This is a genomic window from Candidatus Thiothrix sulfatifontis (assembly GCA_022828425.1).
Classification (GTDB): domain Bacteria; phylum Pseudomonadota; class Gammaproteobacteria; order Thiotrichales; family Thiotrichaceae; genus Thiothrix; species Thiothrix sulfatifontis.
Window position 1 is genome coordinate 827,342 of sequence record CP094685.1, and the last position, 14,120, is coordinate 841,461.

Annotated in this window: 17 protein-coding genes; 15 read left to right on the forward strand and 2 right to left on the reverse strand. The window is 54.0% G+C overall.

The features are described from left to right. Window positions 1-3: 3 nt before the first annotated feature. On the reverse strand, window positions 4-726 hold the full coding sequence (locus L3K52_04170) for a DUF5020 family protein (protein ID UOG92932.1): 723 nt from the start codon (window positions 724-726) through the stop codon (window positions 4-6). Between the two features lie 241 nt (window positions 727-967). On the opposite strand from L3K52_04170, the gene L3K52_04175 reads away from it, so the two are divergent. The 7 genes from L3K52_04175 to L3K52_04205 are packed head-to-tail and all read left to right on the forward strand — an operon-like array spanning window position 968 to window position 6,177. Then, entirely contained in the window at window positions 968-1,654 is a 687-nt protein-coding gene (locus tag L3K52_04175) for a TetR/AcrR family transcriptional regulator (protein UOG92933.1), read from the forward strand. Beyond that, window positions 1,651-2,007 (forward strand): hydroxyisourate hydrolase, encoded by a 357-nt coding sequence (gene uraH, locus L3K52_04180; GenBank protein UOG92934.1) that lies wholly within the window; start codon window positions 1,651-1,653, stop codon window positions 2,005-2,007. The genes L3K52_04175 and uraH overlap by 4 nt, the downstream gene beginning before the upstream one ends. Before the next feature lie 20 nt (window positions 2,008-2,027). Continuing rightward, on the forward strand, window positions 2,028-3,206 hold the full coding sequence (locus tag L3K52_04185) for a urate hydroxylase PuuD (protein UOG92935.1): 1,179 nt from the start codon (window positions 2,028-2,030) through the stop codon (window positions 3,204-3,206). Window positions 3,207-3,215: 9 nt separating this feature from the next. Continuing rightward, window positions 3,216-4,130 (forward strand): allantoinase PuuE, encoded by a 915-nt coding sequence (gene puuE / locus L3K52_04190; GenBank protein ID UOG92936.1) that lies wholly within the window; start codon window positions 3,216-3,218, stop codon window positions 4,128-4,130. Then, window positions 4,127-4,636 (forward strand): 2-oxo-4-hydroxy-4-carboxy-5-ureidoimidazoline decarboxylase, encoded by a 510-nt coding sequence (gene uraD, locus L3K52_04195; GenBank protein ID UOG92937.1) that lies wholly within the window; start codon window positions 4,127-4,129, stop codon window positions 4,634-4,636. Before puuE ends, uraD begins: the two co-directional genes overlap by 4 nt. Window positions 4,637-4,639: 3 nt before the next feature. After that, window positions 4,640-5,638: an allantoicase gene (gene alc / locus L3K52_04200; GenBank protein UOG92938.1), complete on the forward strand. Its 999-nt coding sequence runs from the start codon at window positions 4,640-4,642 to the stop codon at window positions 5,636-5,638. Then, window positions 5,635-6,177 (forward strand): ureidoglycolate lyase, encoded by a 543-nt coding sequence (locus tag L3K52_04205; GenBank protein ID UOG92939.1) that lies wholly within the window; start codon window positions 5,635-5,637, stop codon window positions 6,175-6,177. Before alc ends, L3K52_04205 begins: the two co-directional genes overlap by 4 nt. 1 nt (window position 6,178) lies before the next feature. Here L3K52_04205 and L3K52_04210 read toward each other — a convergent pair whose 3' ends face one another. After that, window positions 6,179-7,663 carry a purine permease gene (locus L3K52_04210; protein UOG92940.1) on the reverse strand — a complete coding sequence of 495 codons (1,485 nt, stop codon included), beginning with the start codon at window positions 7,661-7,663 and terminating at the stop codon, window positions 6,179-6,181. Between the two features lie 103 nt (window positions 7,664-7,766). On the opposite strand from L3K52_04210, the gene L3K52_04215 reads away from it, so the two are divergent. From L3K52_04215 to dinD, 8 genes are all read left to right on the forward strand, one after another. Continuing rightward, window positions 7,767-9,134 (forward strand): 8-oxoguanine deaminase, encoded by a 1,368-nt coding sequence (locus tag L3K52_04215; GenBank protein UOG92941.1) that lies wholly within the window; start codon window positions 7,767-7,769, stop codon window positions 9,132-9,134. 52 nt (window positions 9,135-9,186) lie between these two features. Further along, the gene (locus L3K52_04220) at window positions 9,187-9,411 is read left to right on the forward strand and encodes a hypothetical protein (GenBank protein ID UOG92942.1); all 225 of its coding nucleotides are present in this window, start codon (window positions 9,187-9,189) and stop codon (window positions 9,409-9,411) included. Continuing rightward, on the forward strand, window positions 9,404-10,231 hold the full coding sequence (locus tag L3K52_04225) for an urease accessory protein UreD (GenBank protein ID UOG92943.1): 828 nt from the start codon (window positions 9,404-9,406) through the stop codon (window positions 10,229-10,231). The genes L3K52_04220 and L3K52_04225 overlap by 8 nt, the downstream gene beginning before the upstream one ends. Before the next feature lie 13 nt (window positions 10,232-10,244). Then, window positions 10,245-10,547, forward strand: a complete 303-nt coding sequence (ureA, locus tag L3K52_04230) for an urease subunit gamma (protein ID UOG92944.1) — start codon at window positions 10,245-10,247, stop codon at window positions 10,545-10,547. A gap of 10 nt (window positions 10,548-10,557) precedes the next feature. After that, window positions 10,558-10,866, forward strand: coding sequence for an urease subunit beta (locus L3K52_04235; GenBank protein UOG92945.1), 309 nt, complete (start codon window positions 10,558-10,560; stop codon window positions 10,864-10,866). Continuing rightward, the gene (gene ureC, locus L3K52_04240) at window positions 10,863-12,563 is read left to right on the forward strand and encodes an urease subunit alpha (protein ID UOG92946.1); all 1,701 of its coding nucleotides are present in this window, start codon (window positions 10,863-10,865) and stop codon (window positions 12,561-12,563) included. The genes L3K52_04235 and ureC overlap by 4 nt, the downstream gene beginning before the upstream one ends. 139 nt (window positions 12,564-12,702) lie before the next feature. Beyond that, complete coding sequence (locus tag L3K52_04245) at window positions 12,703-13,275, forward strand: restriction endonuclease subunit S (protein UOG92947.1); 573 nt, start codon at window positions 12,703-12,705, stop codon at window positions 13,273-13,275. A 12-nt stretch (window positions 13,276-13,287) separates the two neighbouring features. Then, a complete protein-coding gene (gene dinD, locus L3K52_04250) occupies window positions 13,288-14,118 on the forward strand; it encodes a DNA damage-inducible protein D (GenBank protein ID UOG92948.1) in 831 nt (276 codons plus the stop codon). The last annotated feature ends 2 nt before the right edge of the window (window positions 14,119-14,120 follow it).

Consider the following 14,120-nt stretch of genomic DNA (forward strand, 5'->3'; position numbering starts at 1 on the left):
ATCTTAGAAATGTGCTTTGATCATGAACGCCGGATTGCTTTCGTTTACGCCGTCAATCCCGAATTTGTTTTTCCATTCGGCGTGTTCAATCCCCACGTAAATCGGCTTTTTGGTGTTGAACAATTGCTTGCCTGCATCCCACTTGATTTGCGAGGTGAAATTGGTTTCGGCGGCATGGTCGTCTTGTGCGGTGCTGGCATCAATAAAACCGTCGTATTGGAATTCGGCTTTGCCCACTTTGAAAGGTAACGCCCAAGTAACAGTGACTTGCTCGTCATCAGCGATTTTTTCGTTATTGACCTTGTACAGGTTGACGTTGACGTACTTGAACTTGGGGACATTCAAAGCCACGCCGACACCAGCGAGGTAGTTGTCAAAACTGGGCGAACCTTCCACCGTTCCCGCCAAATACACGTCCTTGACAATGCCTTTTTTCAGTTCTTTGCCGGTCAAGTAGCTTAAGCTGACACGCGGGGCGAGTTCAAAATAGGTTTCTTTCGTGCCGTTTTCGGAACGCAAATGATCGGCGAAGAAAAAAGTGTCGCCCCAGTTATGACCACTGGCGTGTTCAAAGGTCATGACTTGACGCTTATCATCGCCGACTTTGTAATTTTGACCGTTAATGTAGGTCAGGCTGGCATCGCTCCATAATTGTTCCGCCAGCACTGCTGGAGAAGCCAGCACACCACACGTCACCACGACGCTGAAAAACGCTTTGTTTGGCATAAAATTTCACCTCGTTGCTATTCATCAAAACCTGACCAACTGGACAGCTTTTGATGAAAAAGCAATAATCGCGCCAACTGTTTGCATGAGCGTGCAATATTCCCCGATAACCTTAGATATGTCTTAGATTGGGTAAGTTTTTACGTTATCGTCTAGCAACTCCCTGTAAAATAATGCGCTTGATTAGTGCGTAACATAATCGTCATGGTGCATGGCGACTTGGCAAAAAGGTTAGCGTTCCATGTTTATTGAGCTTGACTCACACACCCCCAACGGCCTGGCAGGGCGTATTCGCAAAGACAATGAATGCAAAATCATTGCCGCCGCCGAAGCCGAATTCGCCCGCCACGGCTACAAAGGCGCGAGTATGCAAAGCATTGCTGACCATGCCGGGTTGCCCAAAGCCAATATCCATTACTACTTTGGTTCCAAATTGCGGCTGTACGTGGCGGTGTTGGCACACATCTTGGATATGTGGGACAAGCTGCTGGTGAGTTTGGATGCAGCAGGCGATCCGGCGGTGGAACTGGAAGCCTATATCCGCGCTAAAATGCGGCTGGCACAAGCACACCCGCAAGCCTCGCGCATTTTTGGTATCGAAATTATGAGCGGCGCACCTTACTTGCAGGAATATTTCAGGACAGGTTATCTGGAATGGTTCAAGGGCAGGACGGCGGTATTTGAGGCATGGATGGCGCAAGGCAAGATGGATCGGCTCGACCCGGCGCATGTGATTTTCCTGCTGTGGTCATCCACCCAGCATTACGCCGATTTCGCTTGCCAGATCAGTGCGGCACTGGGCAAACCCGGTCAACCGCTGCAAGCCGCAGACTACGAGCGGGCAACCCAAACCTTGTTGCACGTAATCCTCAACGGTTGCGGCGTACAACCGTTTCACCCCTACCAAGGAAATGAATCACCAAGATGACCGGATTAACCACACATGTTCTGGATACCGCCAATGGTTGCCCCGCTGCGGGGGTGAAACTGGCGCTGTATGCCTGCCCAGAAAACGCTGCCCGTATTCTGATGAAACAGGCGTTTACCAATGCTGATGGGCGTTGCGATAGCCCTTTGCTGCGTGCGGATGAGATGCAAACTGGCATTTGGGAGTTGGTCTTCCACACCGCTGACTATTTCCAGCAGCGCCATACGCCGTTGGATAACCCGCCGTTTCTGGATGTGATTACCCTGCGATTCGGGATTGCCGATACCCGCGCCCACTATCACGTCCCGCTACTCGTCTCCCCTTGGAGTTATTCCACCTATCGCGGCAGTTAGCCGTTAAGGAGTCTTGGCTGATGGAATCCCTTATTCTGGAATGGTTAGGTTTGGCATTTCGCTGGATACACATTATCACCGGCATTGCGTGGATCGGCGCATCGTTTTACTTCAACTGGTTGCTCAACCATCTGCTAACGTCGGATGACCCGAAAGTGTCGGGGCAATTGTGGGCGCTCCATGCGGGGGGCTTTTTCAATGTGGAAAAACGCAATATCGAGCCGGGTCAACTGCCCGAACCGCTGCACTGGTTCAAGTGGGAATCGTATTGGACGTGGATCAGCGGTTTCGTGATGCTGGTCATCGTTTATTATTTTGGCGCGGAAGCCTATTTGATTGATCCGGCGGTCATGGCGCTGACCGCGTGGCAGGCGATTGCGATCAGTCTGGCAACCTTGGCGGGTAGCTGGTTGGTGTATCACGGTTTGTGGAATTCAGCGTTTGGGCGCAGTAACCAAACCCGCAGCGTGGTATTGACGGCGGTATTCATTATCGTCATGACAATTGTGCTGACGCAGGTATTCAGCGGGCGTGGCGCATTTCTGCATGTTGGCGCAATGTTGGCGACTTGGATGAGCGGCAATGTGTTTTTCGTCATTATGCCCGCCCAGCGGCAATTGGTGCAGGCGACCTTGGCAGGGCAACCGCAGAATAAACAGCTTGCCAATGATGCGGGGCAACGTTCCTTGCACAATAATTACCTGACCTTGCCGGTGCTGTTTTGCATGTTCAGTAACCATTACCCGGCGACGTTTGGCGGTGACTGGAACTGGCTGATTCTGATTGCGTTGTTCGCCGTTGGGGTATTGGTGCGCCATTATTTCAATGTGCGTGACAAGCAAGGCAATTTCAAAGCGGGCTGGATGTTGGTGGTGGCGTTTGTCGTGTTTATTGGCACGGCGTTAGTTGCCAGTTATCCGGCGTTGTCGCAAAAGGCGGCGGGCGAAATTCAGTTCAATCAAGTGCAAGGCTTGCTGCAACAGCACTGCATCAGTTGCCATGCGGCACAACCCACCAGCACCGCGTTTACCAGCGCACCCAAAGGCGTGATGCTGGAAACCGAGGCGCAAGCGCGTAGCCAAGCTACTCAAATTGCCACGCAGGTTTCATCGCGCATTATGCCGTTGGGCAATACCACCGGCATGACCGAAGACGAACGCCAGTTGCTGGTGCAATGGGCGCGTCAGGTTCAACCATGAGTATTCACCATGCTTGAACAAACAGCCTATCCCCGCGATTTGGTCGGTTACGCCGATCATGTACCGCACGCCAACTGGCCGGGCAGTGCGCGTATCGCGGTGCAATTTGTGCTGAATTACGAAGAAGGCGGCGAAAACTGTGTGCTGCACGGTGATGCTGCCTCCGAAGCCTTCCTGTCTGAAATCGTCGGGGCGCGACCTTACGAAGGGGTACGCCACCCCAGCATGGAATCCATTTACGAATACGGTAGCCGTGCTGGTTTCTGGCGCATTATTCGTTATTTTCGGGAACGTGGCATTCCGCTGACCATTTTCGGCGTGGCAATGGCTTTGGAACGCAACCCCCGCGCTGTCGAGGCAATGTTGGAAAATGGCTATGAAATTTGCAGCCACGGCTGGCGTTGGATTGACTACCAATTCGTGGATAAAGCACTGGAACGCGAACACATGCAACGCGCCATTGCGATTATCGAGCGCATGACCGGCGAGAAACCCAAAGGCTGGTACACCGGGCGCAATAGCCCACATACTCGCGAGTTATTGCTGGAGCAAGGCGGCTTTCTCTACGACGCGGATGATTACAGCGATGATTTGCCGTTTTGGACAAAGGTTGGTGACAAGGATCATTTGGTCGTGCCTTACACGTTGGATACCAACGACATGCGCTTTGCGTCCCCGCAAGGCTTTAACAGCGGCGAACAGTTTTTGCAGTACCTCAAAGATGCGTTCGATGTGTTGTACGCCGAAGGGCTGGAAACGCCGAAGATGCTGTCGATTGGGCTGCATTGCCGCTTGATTGGTCGCCCCGGACGTTTCCGCGCCCTGCAACGTTTTGTCGAATACGCCCAGCAACATCAGGATGTGTGGTTCTGCCGTCGTATCGACATTGCTCAACACTGGATCAAGGAGCACCCAGCCCCATGAAAACATCCCTTAGTGCATTGAATCAACTGGATCAGGCGGCATTTGTGGCGCTGCTTGGCGGGGTGTACGAGCATTCTCCGTGGATGGCAGAACGCAGCTTTACTTACTTGCCGTTTGCGGATGTGGATGCGCTTTTGCAAACCCTGCAAACCGTATTGGCGCAAGCTGATCAGGCGGCGCAATTGGCGTTGATTCGGGCGCATCCTGATCTTGCAGGCAAAGCGGCGTTACGTGGCGAACTGACGGCGGAATCTACCCGCGAACAGGCGGGTGCAGGCTTGGGGCAATTGACGGCAGAAGAATTTGCCCGTTTCACCGAACTGAATACACGCTACCAAACCCGCTTTGGGTTTCCGTTCATTATGGCAGTGAAAAACGCCACCAAACACCAGATTCTCAGCGGTTTTGAACAGCGGATTGATAATACGCCGGAGCTAGAATTCGCTACCGCGCTGGAACAAATCAACCGCATTGCCGCCTTCCGTATTGCTGACCTGATTGAGTAAGCCATGACTGATTTATTGAAAACGCTACAAAATTATTGGATTGACCTTGCCCAACCGCGTTTGGGGGCGCAAGCCGTCTATGCTACCGATGAATTTTTTGCACCACTGGAACGCTTGATCCAGCCAGAAGAGCCGGTGTTTATTCCGGGCAAGTACGATGACAACGGCAAGTGGATGGATGGTTGGGAAACCCGCCGCAAACGCGGTGACGGTTACGACTACGCGATTATCAAAATCTGCTCCGGCGTGATTTACGGGGTGGATTTGGATACCGCCCATTTCACCGGCAATTTTGCACCTTCTGCCAGCATTGAAGCCTGTTACAGCAAAACCCCGCCGGATGAAAAGACCCGCTGGTTTCCCTTGCTGCATTCGCGGGCGTTGCAGGGCAATACGCACAATACGTTTGAAATCGGTTCGCGTGAGGTGTGGAATTATTTGCGCCTGAATATTTATCCCGATGGCGGCATTGCGCGGTTACGGGTCTACGGGCAAGTGCGCCGCGAACTCCATGCTGATGAGCTGGATGGAGAGATTGATCTCGCGGCGATGCTCAACGGTGGGCGGGCGTTGTGTGCCAGCGACATGCACTTTGGGCATATCAGCAACCTGATTGCGCCCGGCAAAGGCGTGAATATGGGCGATGGCTGGGAAACCCGCCGCCGCCGCGAACCGGGATTTGATTGGATCATTTTGCGCTTGGCGTATGTGGGGCAAATTACCCGGCTGGTGATTGATACCGCGCATTTCAAAGGCAATTATCCGTATGAATGTTCGGTGTGCGGCACGCTCTATCAAGGTGGTAACGAAGACAGTATTGCCACGCAAAGCCTTTATTGGGATCAAATCCTGCCTCCCCAGCGCATGGCGGCGGATACCGAGTTTACTTTTATCGAGCAATTGCAGCAGATTGGGCCGGTGTCGCATTTGCGTTTGAATATTTACCCCGATGGCGGGGTAAGCCGTTTGCGGGCATTTGGCAAGGTGCGGAGGGTGGAATGATCCTGATACCAGAACCGTTGACAGCGGCAGCGTTTGCGCCGTTTGGTGATGTGATTGAGGTGGGTGATGAGCGCACGCATTACGCCATCAATTACGGGCGTACTGAGCGTTACCACGATCTGGCGCAATTGGATGTGCTGGAAAATGGTGGCAAACCCACCGTGAGTATTTTCCGTTCGCAACCGGCACAGTTTCCGCTGAAAGTGGAGGTGATGGAACGCCATCCGCACAGCAGTCAGGCGTTTCTTTCCATGCAGCGTAAACCGTTTCTGGTGTTGGTTGCGCCGCCCGGTGAGCAACCGTTGCTGGAACAGTTGCGGCTGTTTGCCGTCGGTGCGGATCAGGGGGTCAATTACCATCGCGGGGTTTGGCATCACTACCAGTTTAGTTTGGATGAGGTGCGCGATTTTCTGTGTATCGACCGCAGTGGTGGGTATGGGGGGAATTGCGATGAGTATCGGTTTGTGGAGGAGGTTTACATAACCTTCCCCCCCATCCCCGACCCTTCCCCCGCGAGGGGTGAAGGGAGTAAGAGTTGATTTAATGCGTTTCTGCCTCCGCACTCGCCCGTACTGCCGCGCTGGTATCGTTGCTTACCCCGTTGAAGAACAGGTTCAGCAAGACGGCACTAAACGATGCCAGCAAAATGCCGGATTCGATCAGGGAATGAATCCCGTGTGGCATCCACTGTTTGAAGTTGGGTGCAATCAGCGGAATCATGCCCATGCCGATGGAAATGGCTACGATCATGGCGTTATTGCGGTTGGTCTTGAAATCGACCTGCGAGAGGATGCGGATACCCGTTGCCGCCACCATGCCGAACATAACCAGACCTGCGCCACCCAATACCACGGTTGGTAACGATTCCACCAATGCCGCCATTTTCGGCAACAAGCCCAGCACCACCAAAATAATACCGCCAGCCACACACACGTAGCGGCTGCGGATGCCGGTGACAGCGACCAACCCCACGTTTTGCGAAAAGCTGGTGTAAGGGAAGGTATTGAAAATCCCGCCAATCAATGTCCCCAAACCATCGGTACGCAAGCCGCGTGACAAGCGGGCTTGATCAACAGGACGTTTCGTCATTTCCCCTAACGCCAAAAACATCCCGGTGGATTCAATCATCACCACAATCATCACCAGCGTCATGGTCAGAATCAGCAGCGGGTCAAATACCGGCATTCCGAACTGGAAGGGCATGACCAAGCCAAACCAACTGGCATTGGCAACTTTTTCAAACGTCATCATTCCCAACGCGGCGGTAATTACTCCGCCGACCAGAATGCCGATCAGTACCGCAATATTCGACAAAAAGCCTTTGGCAAAGCGCGAAATCAGCAAGATAGAGGCGAGCACCACAGCGGCAATGCCCACATTGGTCAACGTGGCGTATTTGGGATTCGGTACGGTGGAAGCCAACGCGATACTGGCAGGCGGGGCGGGAATACTTGCCCCTGTATCAGTGGCGGCTTTGACGGCTTCCAGCCATTGCGCGTGTTCAGGGCTAATAATCATCGGCGCGGTAGGCCCCACGGGGTTGCCGAAAATCCAGTTGATGCCAATCCGCATCAGGGTAATGCCGATCACCGCAATGATCGTACCCGTGACGACTGGCGGGAAAAACCGCAACATACGGCTGACAATGGGCGCAATCACTATTGAAATCAGCCCTGCACCAATCACCGCACCGAAGATGAGTTGCGCACCTTCAACGCCCGGTGTGGCTTTTGCCATGCTCACAATCGGTGCAACCGCTGCGAAGGTTACGCCCATCATCACCGGAAGCTGAACGCCAAACCATTGCGTCATCCCAAACGATTGGATCAGGGTAACAATGCCACACACGAACAAGTCAGCCGAAATCAGCATGGAAATTTGTTCCGGGCTGAGTTGCAGCGCCCGCCCGATAATCAGCGGCACGGCGACCGCGCCCGCATACATAATCAGGACGTGCTGAAGTCCCAATGTTGCCATTTTGCCGACGGGGAGTATTTCATCAACAGGGTGAACCGATGTACTCATAAAACGTAGCTCCTTAAATTGACAGGGCTTGTGAAAAAGTTGTCTACTTGGTCAGGTTTTTCTATGCAAAATGCTTGCCATATTTTTTAAGGAGTTACGCGGCATGAGTGACCAAGCAAGGTTGTGGATTAAGAACCCGTTGGCAATGTTCACTTTAAGTGGGCAAGACGCGGGTGGTGGCGTGGTGGTGCAAGGCAACCGCTTGGTTGAGTTGGTTGCTTCGGGTCAGCAACCACAGACAGCGGTGGAACAGGTCTTCGATGCCAGTGAACACGTGGTCTTGCCGGGGCTGATCAATACCCATCACCACTTTTACCAAACCCTGACCCGTGCGTATCCGGGCGCGTTGAATCAGGAGTTATTTCCGTGGCTGGTATCACTGTATCCGGTGTGGGCAGGGCTTGAACCGGAGATGTTGGAGGTGGCAACACGCTTGGCGTTAAGCGAATTGCTGTTGTCGGGCTGTACCACTGCCGCAGACCACCATTACCTGTTCCCCGCAGGCATGGAACACGCGATTGATGTGCAAGTGGCAGCCGCCGCACAGGTAGGCACGCGGGTAACATTGACCCGTGGCTCAATGAGTCTGGGCAAGGATCAAGGTGGCTTGCCCCCGCAAAGCACCGTGCAAACCGAAACGGCGATTATGGATGACAGCGCCCGCTTGATCAGCGCCTACCACGACCCCAGCGAAGGCGCGATGGTGCAACTCGCGCTTGCGCCGTGTTCACCGTTTTCCGTCACCACCGATTTGATGAAGGCCAGTGCGGAACTGGCGGGGCAACATCACGTGCGCTTGCACACCCATTTGGCAGAAACGCTGGATGAGGAGGCGTTTTGCCTGAAAATGTTCGGAATGCGCACCGTGGATTATCTGGAAAGCGTCGGCTGGTTGGGGGCGCAAACCTGGCTGGCGCACGGTATTCATTTCGATGACGATGAAATCCGCCGTTTGGGTGCGGCGGGGGTTGGTGTGTGCCATTGCCCCAATTCCAATATGATGCTGGCATCGGGGATTTGCCGGATTCGTGAACTGGAAGCGGCAGGAAGTCCGGTGGGCATTGGGGTGGATGGTTCAGCTTCCAATGACCATTCCAACCTGATTAGCGAAGTGCGCCAAGCGATGTATATTCAGCGGTTGCGCTACGGGGCGGCGAACGTTACGCATTACGATGCGCTGCGTTGGGCAACGCAAGGTTCGGCGCGGGTATTGGGGCGTAGCGATATTGGCGAAATTGCGGTCGGCAAACAGGCGGACTTGGCACTGTTTAAGCTGGATGAATTGCGCTTTTCGGGGCATCATGATCCGGTGGCGGCACTGTTATTGTGTGGCGCACACAAAGCCGATCGCGTGATGGTCGCGGGGCAGTGGAAGGTGGTGGATGGGCAATTGCCCAATGTGGATGTTCGCGCTCTGATGCACGAACACCAGCAAGCCGCCCGCCGACTGGTCGCAAAACATGGCGGTTGATGCTGGTACGAAATTTGCCTGTTACTCACAATATTCTTAGGAGCAACCCCTTATGTTGAAAATAGCCACTGGGTTCATAACCAGTTTCCTCATCATGATGACCGGCATCGCCACTGCCCACGATGGCATCGCCCATCACGCTGAAACCCACAACGACATGGCGCATTTCGCCGCCCACACCTTGATGGCACTGCCTGTGGTCATCGCGGTATGGCTGCTGGTTTGGGGTGCGAAACGTTTCATTGCCAAGCGTGCCGTCCTGCGCAAGCGTGGCTGAAGCCGCCACGACCCAAGGCTGGCAAGCGGAATTACGCCTCGGTTTCGAGCAGCGTAGCACCAAAACCGTGCTGGCAACCCGCCAACAGCGCGGCCCTTTAGCCGTGCAACGCCCCTTCTACCCCGAAGGCGAGGTTTGCCACGCCTACGTGCTGCATCCGCCCGGCGGTGTGGTGGGCGGTGATTGCTTGCAAATGCGCTTTCAGGTTGACTCCGCTGCCCATGCCTTGCTGACAACACCCTGTGCAACCAAGTTTTACCGCAGCGCCGGACTACAAGCGCAACAACACCAACATTTTCATGTCACGGACGGCTGTCTGGAATGGTTGCCGCAGGAAAACATCTTTTTCCCCGGCGCAAATACTGCCTTGCACAGCACGATTCATCTGGATGCAGCGGCGCAATACATCGGCTGGGAAATCCACTGCCTCGGACTGCCAACCATTGGCGAACAATTCACCCACGGCAAGACCTTGTTCAAAACCGCCGTTTACCGCGCTGGCAAACCGCTATTGCTCGATCGCTTGCTGATTGCCAGCGAAGCCGATTTGCACACCGCCGCCGGATTGCGTGGACAACCCGTCATGGCAACGCTGTTGGCTACCCCCGCCACGCCTGCGCTACTCGAAGCCGTGCGCCCGCATTGCCAAGACATTGCCAATGGCAGTGCTGGCGTAACGCTGCTCAATGGAGTGCTGGTAGTGCGTTATCTCGGCAATAGCACCGCGCAAGCGCATCGCTTATTCCGGCATCTGTGGCAGATCATTCGCCCGCTAGTTACGGGACGCCCCGCCACACCGCCGCGCATCTGGAATACTTAGGAGGAACAATACAATGGAACTCACCCCCCGCGAAAAAGACAAGCTCTTGCTATTCACCGCCGGATTACTCGCCGAACGCCGCAAAGCGCGTGGCTTAAAACTCAACTACCCTGAAGCGATTGCCTACATCAGTTGCGCGATTATGGAAGGCGCACGCGATGGGCGTTCCGTCGCCGAAATGATGGATTACGGGCGTACCCTGCTGACCCGTGACGACGTAATGGACGGTATCGCCGAAATGATTCACGACGTGCAGGTGGAAGCCACCTTCCCCGATGGCACGAAACTCGTCACCGTGCATGACCCGATTGTGTAAGGAGTACCCCATGATTCCCGGACAACTTTTCCCCGCCGCTGGCGACATCGAACTCAACGCAGGGCGCGAAACCGTCACCCTCACCGTTGCCAATACTGGCGACCGCCCGATTCAGGTCGGTTCGCACTACCATTTCTTTGAAACCAACAACGCTCTCGCCTTTGAGCGCGATCAGGCACGCGGTTTCCGCCTCAATATTCCCGCCGGAACTGCCGTGAGGTTCGAGCCGGGACAAACCCGCGAAGTCGAGTTGGTAGCACTGGCTGGCACACGCGAAGTCTACGGTTTCCAAGGCAAAATCATGGGGAAATTAGCATGAAAATCAGCCGACAAGCCTATGCCGAAATGTACGGCGCAACTACTGGCGACCGCGTGCGTTTGGGCGACACCGCACTCATTATCGAAGTCGAACACGACCACACCGTGTACGGCGATGAAGTCAAATTCGGCGGCGGCAAAGTCATCCGCGACGGCATGGGGCAATGCCAGCGCAACGATGCCGAAGTCGTGGACGTGGTGATTACCAACGCGCTGATCCTCGACCATTGGGGCATCGTCAAATCCGACATCGGCATCAAACACGGGCGCATTGTCGGCATCGGCAAAGCAGGCAACCCCGATACCCAAGCGGGCGTGAACATTCTGGTCGGCGCAGGCACGGAAGCGATTGCAGGCGAAGGTCACATCCTCACCGCTGGCGGAATTGATTCGCACATCCACTTCATTTGCCCGCAGCAAATCGACGAAGCCTTAATGTCCGGCGTGACCACCATGCTCGGCGGCGGCACAGGGCCTGCGACGGGTACGAATGCCACCACTTGCACCCCCGGCATCTGGAATTTGCACCGCATGTTGGAAGCCGCCGACAGCTTGCCGATGAACCTCGGTTTCTTGGGCAAAGGCAATGTCAGCCTGCCCGAACCCTTGCGCGAACAAATCGCTGCTGGCGCAATCGGCTTGAAATTGCATGAAGACTGGGGCACAACCCCCGCCGCCATCGACAACTGCCTGACGGTGGCGGATGAAATGGATGTGCAAGTCGCCATCCACACCGACACGCTGAATGAATCTGGCTTCCTCGAAGACACGCTTGCCGCCATGAAAGGGCGCGTGATTCACACCTACCACACCGAAGGCGCAGGCGGCGGACATGCCCCCGACATTATCAAAGCGTGTGGGCAAGCCAATATCCTGCCATCCTCCACCAATCCAACCCGGCCTTACACCATCAATACGGTGGACGAGCACCTCGACATGCTGATGGTCTGCCATCACCTCTCGCCCGCGATTGCGGAAGACGTGGCATTTGCCGAAAGCCGCATTCGCCGCGAAACCATTGCTGCTGAAGATATTTTGCACGACTTGGGCGCATTCTCGATGATTTCGTCGGACTCGCAAGCGATGGGACGGGTCGGCGAAGTCATCATCCGCACTTGGCAAACCGCGCACAAAATGAAAGTGCAACGTGGCAGTCTCGGCACTGATCCCGCCACACAAGACAACTTCCGCGCCAAACGTTACATCGCGAAATACACCATCAACCCTGCGATTACCCACGGTATTTCCCACGAAGTTGGTTCGGTCGAAGTCGGCAAACTCGCGGATTTAGTGCTGTGGAAACCGGCGTTTTTCGGCGCAAAACCGAGCTTGATCATCAAAGGTGGCATGATCATCGCCGCACCGATGGGCGACCCGAATGCGTCAATTCCCACCCCGCAACCCGTGCATTACCGCCCCATGTTCGGCGCATTCGGCAAAGCCAAGCACGCCACCACCATGACCTTCCTCTCGCAAGCAGGCTACAACGCAGGCGTGCATCAGCAATTGGGGCTGCAAAGCCTGATTGGGGTGGTGAAAAACTGCCGTACCATCAGCAAAGCCAGCATGATTCACAACGACTACCAGCCGGTGATTGAAGTCGATTCGCAAACCTATCAGGTGCGGGCGGATGGTGAATTGCTGGTGTGTGAACCGGCGATTGAATTGCCGTTGGCGCAGCGTTACTTCCTGTTCTGATCCCTTCCTTTGTGGATGGTGGACAGAATCATTGTCTACCATCCACTTATTGCATCATTGCTATTTACGCAAAAAAAGCACGTTGCCATTCCTGTTTTGGCTTGTTATTGTGTCTACGTCACCATTGAGGATGTAGAAAATGTTGCTCAAGGACATTGTGTCAGCCAAAGCAGGTTATCCGTTTCGCGGGGCAATCACGGCAATACCCAGCGCAGCAGTGCGGGTGGTGCAAATGAAAGATACCTTTGTCGATCAAGCTATTGAGTGGTCAGCTTGTATTTGCACAGAGCTACCCAGCCAACGCTCAGCAGATTTTTTATCAGAAAATGATATTTTGTTTGTAGCACGCGGTACGAAAAACTATGCCGTGTTAGTCGATGCGGCGGTTGCGAACTACCAAGCAGTGGTAGCCCCTCACTTTTATGTATTACGTCTGACAACACCCAGCGTGTTACCTGCATTTCTAGCATGGTGGCTCAATCAATACCCCAGCCAGCAGTATTTCCAGCGTGAAGCCGAAGGCAGTGTGACCAAAAGCATCCGCCGCAGTGTGTTGGAAAATACCCCTATCGTTGCACCTTCGCTGAGCAAACAACATGCCATTATTGGCTTTGCCAACACTTTGAAGCAGGAACGGGAACTGGCTGAGCAACTACTGCACAATGGTGAGCGATTGATGAATGCCATTGCCAATGACTTGTTACATCACTAAGGACGTTTAATTATGGACAAGGAACATCAACTGTTTGAACAGTGTAAACACCTAGATAACAACGGTATTGAATACTGGTCTGCCCGTGAACTTTCAAAGTTGATTGGATACTCAGAATATCGTCACTTTCTGCCAGTTCTCAGCAAAGCCCAAGAAGCGTGCCTGAATAGTGGACATGCCATCAATGACCATTTCGAGGACATCCTCGCAATGGTTAAAATTGGGTCAGGAGCGCAACGCAAGCTCGATGACGTGAAGTTGTCCCGTTATGCCTGCTATCTGGTGGTACAAAATGGCGATCCATCCAAGCCTGTCATCGCCGCAGGACAGACGTACTTTGCGGTGCAAACACGGCGGCAAGAGCTGGCGGACGATGACGCATTCAAACAGCTTAAGGAGGATGAAAAACGCCTGTTTTTACGCAACGAACTCCGGGAACACAATAAGCAATTGGTTGAAGCAGCCCAACAGGCGGGTGTGGCAACCAACTTGGACTTCGCCATTTTTCAGAATCACGGTTACAAAGGGCTGTACGGTGGGCTTGATCAAAAAGGTATTCATGCCCGCAAAGGGCTGAAGAAAAGCCAAAAAATCCTCGATCACATGGGGTCAACCGAACTAGCAGCGAACCTATTCCGAGCCACGCAAACAGAAGAAAAATTAAAGCGTGATAATGTGCAAGGCAAGCATCAGGCTAACCAAACCCATTTTGCAGTGGGTCGGAAAGTCAGGCAAACCATTGAAGAACTGGGTGGAACAATGCCAGAAAACCTGCCTACGCCAGAGAAGGCGATTAAACAATTGGAAACTGGTACAAAAGCATTAGGCAAAAAGGATCAATAAGC